Source organism: Bhargavaea beijingensis, from assembly GCF_900101985.1.
GTDB lineage: Bacteria > Bacillota > Bacilli > Bacillales_A > Planococcaceae > Bhargavaea > Bhargavaea beijingensis.
Genome location: NZ_FNAR01000040.1, coordinates 1 through 2,856, shown reverse-complemented (window position 1 = coordinate 2,856; position 2,856 = coordinate 1). Strand labels below are relative to the sequence as shown.

The following is a 2,856-nucleotide window of genomic DNA, read 5'->3' as shown; positions in this document are numbered from 1 at the left end:
AACGAGATAGGGTCAATGGCGATGCCAATTCGCGTGCACATTGGGTTACTTACGCTTTAGGGACGGTGGCAACGTCTATTGTCGGGACAAAAGGTACAAACGCCCTCGTCAAGACAGGTACCACAGCAGCGAAAGCAAGTGTTCCAAGAGTCGTTTCCGCTACTAATCATGCGAGTGCTTCCCTTGCCAATCTCTTGCCATATACGCCACGTCCTCAGTTGGCTATGGCAGGAGGCATCCCTTATAATGTGGTCAATGGTGTACAGTTGAAGGATCAACTGATTACAATGGCGAAAGCTGAAAGTGGAGTTAGTGGAGTAACAGAGAAAGCTGTTACTAAGGGTACGGGTGATTTCGGAATATCTAAAATAACACAAAATTCACCTCAAAATGTTATTCTTGGTGAGTTGGATAACCTGGGTCGACCAACTGGAGTAACAGCTACAATTACACAGGACATGATTGGTACTGGTAGCAAAGCGAGTCAATCAATTAAACCTCCTGGTTTCTTAGGTGGTGGACCAGGGAGTCCAGGTCATGCTCGAGGACATTTATTGGGTAACCAGTTAGGTGGCCCTGGAAAAGATGCGCGAAATTTAGTCACACTTTATCAGACACCTGTAAACTCACCTGTTATGAGAGATTTTGAGAGTTCTGTACGAGTTGCTGTTGAAAAAGGTGAAGTTGTATGATATCAATCAATTCCGATTTATGAGGGAAATAATTTAATTCCTAAAGGTATTACGTTAAAAGCAAGGGGAACAACTAGTTTTTCTTTAGCTGTAACAATAATAAATAAAAAATAGGAGTCGATTTATTTGGATAAATTAATTACAATACTCCCTCCTCCTGAAATTCCACAAAAAACCGGGAATAAAGAACAATGGCGAAATTTTTTTGACACTCTTGGAACGGAACTGCCCTCAGACTATGTAAAATTCATAGAAACATATGGTACGGGTGGTATTGACAATTTCTTGTGGATATTAACACCTTTTGTAAACGATGAAAATATAAATTATCTTGGTAGGCAGAACGAAATGAAGGATGCATATATTCAATCCAAGAAAAATTTTCCGAAATATTATAAACATGATGTATACCCTTCAAGTGGGGGGATACTTCCATGGGCATACACTGATAATGGTGACGAATTATACTGGTTAACAGATGGAAAGCCTGATGAATGGAAAATCGTAGTGTATGAATCGAGGTCACCAAAGAATTATACTTACTCACTCACAATGGTAGAATTTTTATATCAAATAATAACGAAAGAATTAATATGTAATGCATTCCCTGATGACTTTCCAAGTGAAGAAACTACATTCGTTTCAGTAAATGTTGAGTAGTTATTTAACCTTGATTGCCTAGATGCCTTTCAAGGTTTTTTTCTTATTTAAAACGGATTATTATTAAAAAAACAATTTTAAAGAGTTTTCTAGACAATTAAAAGACCAAGAAAAGGTATGAATGAATTAACGATAGATGAGTATCTAAAAATAGAGAAAGATACATTGCTGAGGGACGTGCATTCGAAGGTAATGTTGCTCAACAAACCGCTCGAGAAGAAACATTTTCTTTAAAGTTGCAGAACTTATGTCTAATGGAAAATCATTTGATGAAGCGAGTGCTTTCCTGGCCAATCTCTTGCCATATACGCCACGTGATGCCCTTGCTAATGATATATTAGACGCAAGAAGAATATATATGAAGGACGGTGTCTATACACCTTAAATAAGAGACGGTCTTATTGATACAATTAGAAAGAACAAAGAATTGTTTCCTGAGTTATTTAATAAGTAAGTGGAGTGGAGTGGAGTGGAGTGGAGTGTATGGATGTGAAAGTGGAATTAAAGAAATTATACACAAATAGGCTTTTACAATCTCAAAAAGAAATATCAGAATTTGAAGAAGCATTAAGTAATCTCGTTTCCTTAGGTGATAAATCAGTTATTACAGGATTATGTTTAGGATTTGACGATGATACGGAACAATATGAAATAATGTTCGGATTAGTACATGGTATAGAACACCTTTATAAAGAAAATATTGAAGAAGGATTATATTTAATCACTCTAGCTGTCCCAAGTGTTATTGATAGGGCAAGAGAATGGATGGAAGTTTTACATTACAGAATTTTAAATCATGAACAAGTAAGAAGAATATACGGTAGTGTCCTATCTAAGCTAGATGATAATACAAAAGAAATAATAGTAAACTTATTATCTGATATAAAAAGTGAAGACCCAAATATGTTTAGCAATTCTGTAGATGAAGTATTACAAGCAATATAATGATAACCACCTTATTTGGCTAAATGAACTGTCCCCCGAACTACGGACACTTTAAAAAAAGTCCCGGTTCGGGGTTTTTTCGTGGTCAAAAACTCCGCTATACTGGACACAAAGTTAAACTGAGGAAATTTTCGATGAGCCGCCAACCACTTAATGAATCCATTCGCCGACTTCTCGAGGACAATCCCAATCTCCTCCTGTGACGGATTAGACGATACAATACTCGCCTGAATTCAAGCTGTCGGCCGTGAAGGCCTATCAGGAAGGCGAGACACCATACGAAATCTTCCTGAAGGCAGGATTTAACCCCAATCAGATCGGGTCGGGATATACCGAAACAATCGCTATAGCGCTGGAGGAAAACGTATGACGTGCTTGGCGAGGAAGGACTATTGTCTGAGAGTCGGAGACGCGGAAGCACGGGCCTGCCGATGGCGCGGGATCTGACCATTAAAACGGCCATCTCGGAATCCTATGAACGAGATAGGGTCAATGGCGATGCCAATTCGCGTGCACATTGGGTTACTTACGCTTTAGGGACGGTGGCAACGTCTATTGT

At 38.7% G+C, this 2,856-nt stretch carries 3 protein-coding genes; all 3 read left to right on the top strand.

The features are described from left to right. On the top strand, positions 1–692 hold a 692-nt coding region (locus BLT01_RS15470; RefSeq protein ID WP_245696956.1), incomplete at its 5' end, for a DNA/RNA non-specific endonuclease. A gap of 126 nt (positions 693–818) precedes the next feature. Further along, positions 819–1,352: an SMI1/KNR4 family protein gene (locus tag BLT01_RS14920; protein WP_092099130.1), complete on the top strand. Its 534-nt coding sequence runs from the start codon at positions 819–821 to the stop codon at positions 1,350–1,352. Positions 1,353–1,835: 483 nt separating this feature from the next. Continuing rightward, the gene (locus BLT01_RS14915; RefSeq protein ID WP_092099127.1) at positions 1,836–2,297 is read left to right on the top strand and encodes an Imm30 family immunity protein; all 462 of its coding nucleotides are present in this window, start codon (positions 1,836–1,838) and stop codon (positions 2,295–2,297) included. The last annotated feature ends 559 nt before the right edge of the window (positions 2,298–2,856 follow it).